General features: G+C 32.3%; 2 protein-coding genes. Both read right to left on the bottom strand.

The window, feature by feature from the left end:
• Positions 1-141: 141 nt before the first annotated feature.
• Positions 142-1395 (bottom strand): RsmB/NOP family class I SAM-dependent RNA methyltransferase, encoded by a 1254-nt coding sequence (locus ACH2BP_RS11130; protein ID WP_379851471.1) that lies wholly within the window; start codon positions 1393-1395, stop codon positions 142-144.
• Between the two features lie 142 nt (positions 1396-1537).
• A partial coding sequence (locus ACH2BP_RS11135; RefSeq protein WP_395059892.1) for a KUP/HAK/KT family potassium transporter occupies positions 1538-3141 on the bottom strand: 1604 nt, incomplete at its 5' end.

The following is a 3141-nucleotide window of genomic DNA, read 5'->3' on the forward strand; positions in this document are numbered from 1 at the left end:
CTATGAATGATTAATTAAAAAGTTTAAAGTTTTTTTTAGTTTAAGGTTTAAAGTTAGAGAAGCATTAAGCTGAAAAATATTTCCATAAAAAAAAGTCCTCGATTTTCGAGGACTTTTTTTTATGGAAATAAATCTTAAATCTTAAACCTTGACTTTTTCAGGTCTTTCAGGTTTTTCGACCGCTTCTTTTCTTTCTAATAAAGCCATATAGAATCCGTCAAAACCTGATTCTGAAGCCAATATTTTTTGATCTTTTATGAAATCAAATTGTTTCCCGATATCTGTGGTTAAGAAACGAGCAATTTGATCTTGGTTTTCTGATGGTAATATAGAACACGTAGCATACACTAATTTACCACCGGGTTTTACAATTTTAGAATAGCTTTCTAAAACTTCCGACTGTACTTTACGGATGTTATCAATGAACTCTGGTTTTAATTTCCATTTAGCATCTGGATTTCTTTTCAAAACTCCTAAACCACTACAAGGCGCGTCAATTAAAACACGGTCTGCTTTTTCGTGTAATTTTTTGATGATTTTAGTAGAGTCAATGATACGGTATTCAATATTAAAAGCACCGTCTCTTTTTGCTCTGATTTTTAATTGCTTCAATTTGCTTTCATACAAATCCATAGCGATTAATTGTCCTTTATTTTCCATCAAAGAAGCAATATGCAATGTTTTTCCACCTGCTCCAGCGCACGTATCAACAACACGCATTCCTGGTTTTACATCAAGGAAAGCAGCCACTAATTGTGAATTGGCATCCTGAACTTCAAAGAAACCTTGTTTAAAAGCATCAGTTAAGAAAACATTAGCTCTTTCTTTTAGCACTAAAGCATCAGGTTGATTTTTCAACGTTTCTGTCTCAATGTTTAAATCCATTAAAATAGCGCGAAGCGCTTCTCTGGTTGTCTTAAGTGTGTTTACTCTTAGTATAACCTTTGCAGGCTGATTTTGAGCCGTTATTTCCGTTGCCCAAACCTTTTCGCCTAATTCTTTAACTCCTAATTCATCCATCCAATCCGGAATAGACTCTTTTAGAGCTCGTACTTTGGATAATTCGTCAAAACGTCCTTTTATTTTTCTTTCAGGAGTTCCTTCCAGCTGACGCCAATCAGGAATAGGGTAGCCTCTTAAAACCGCCCATACCGAAAACATTCTCCAAAGATTATCTCTATCAAAAGGTTCTTTTACTTCGGCTATTTCTGCATATAATCTTTTCCAACGTACGATTTCGTAGATGGTTTCAGCAACAAATTTTCTATCGGAACTTCCCCATCTTTTGTCTTTCTTTAAGGACCTTGCTACCACTTTATCAGCATATTCGCCTTCATTAAAAATAGCGTTTAAAGCATCGATGGTAGTATAAACTAAATTTCTGTGTAATCTCATTTTAAATAATTGAGGTGCAAAGGTACTATTAATTGACCGAATGTTATATTTTTAATAATGAATGTTGTTTTTAATTTTTTTAATAAAAAAAAGCACTGTTTCTAAAACAGCGCTTTTTATGAATTTTGTGTAAATAAAATACTTATTTAATTCTAGTTAAACCTATATTTTGTGGTGCATGAAGGACCATTGGGAATTTCTCTACTTTTACAGAGCTACTATCCAGACCAAATGCTCGTTCTTCGGATAAACTTAGTTTTTTAATGAAGAAATAGGAGTTCATAACTATTTTTTCATGCCATCTCAAGTCACTATCATTAGAAAGGAATTTTTCAGATAATACAAATTTGAAATCACCTATGATGTTATTTTTATTCAAAGATTCGTATCTACTGGTAATATCTACTTCTCCTTTTTTTACCATATCCCTGATCACTTCTCTAAACATCAGGTTGATTTTTGTAGGTTCCCTAAAACCAAGATTAAAGTCTACTCGATACAAATCATCTTTGACAATTTCTGTTACTCTGTATTCTGTTTTATAAGGTTCAGTTAAGATATTTACATGTACAAACCAATAAATATCTGCTCTTTTGGGTCTTTTTTGTAAAATAGAATACATCACTTTTTCTTCTATCTCATCAACTCTGCCTGCATTAGTCATATAAACTAGATGCGTTGCGTATTTAGGAATCGATAAATCATTACTTAACTCAACAAGTACTTTTTTGTAATCTTCAATTTTGACAATTTTAGTGTAACTTTTGTTAATTTTCTTAGCTAAATACCAAATAGTCATAATTGAGATTAATAGTATTGCTATAAGAAGTGTAACATAACCACCTTCTGCAAATTTTGTGATATTGGCTATAAGGAAACTAAATTCGATAATTAAATAAATAGTAATTAATGGTATAATAAAATACAATTTTACTCTTTTCATTATCAAATAAAAATTAAGTAAAATGGTGGTCATGATCATACATAAAATAATGGCCAGACCATACGCATGTTCCATATTGCTGGATTCTTCAAAATGTAATACGATACCAACACATCCCAAAAACAACAGCCAATTTATAGAAGGAATGTAAAGTTGCCCTTTTAATTCTGTTGGATATTTAATTTTTACTTTTGGCCAAAAATTCAAACGCATCGCTTCATTTATCAAAGTAAATGACCCGCTGATTAAAGCTTGAGAGGCAATTACGGCAGCTAATGTTGCTATTACAATCCCTATGGGTTGGAACCAATCTGGCATAATAAGATAGAAAGGATTTCCATTTTGTCTTCCTAAAGTTTGTAGCGATTGTCCTTCATGCTGAATTAAATAAGCTGCTTGACCAAAATAATTAAGAACTAATGCTGTTTTTACAAAAATCCAACTGATCCTAATGTTTTTTCGACCGCAATGACCCATGTCAGAGTATAAGGCTTCTGCACCCGTGGTACATAGAAATACGAAACCTAACACGAAAAACCCTTCAGGATGAATAGTTAATAAATGATAAGCATAATATGGATTTATTGCTTTGAAAACTTCAGTATGCTGTGAAATCTGAATTACACCAAGTACAGCAAGCATTCCAAACCAAATCATCATCATTGGAGCAAAAAACTTACCAACTAATTTAGTTCCAAATTGCTGAATTGTGAAGAGCACAAATAAAATTCCTATAACGATTGGAATCGTATTTATTTGTGGATAAAAGGTTCTGATTCCTTCTACAGCTGAGGACACGGAAA

Source organism: Flavobacterium sp., assembly GCF_043756175.1.
GTDB lineage: Bacteria > Bacteroidota > Bacteroidia > Flavobacteriales > Flavobacteriaceae > Flavobacterium.

Bases quoted from the DNA above. Each gene is read 5' to 3' on its own strand.
- ACH2BP_RS11130 (WP_379851471.1), bottom strand. From the start codon at position 1,395: ATGAGATTACACAGAAATTTAGTTTATACTACCATCGATGCTTTAAAC.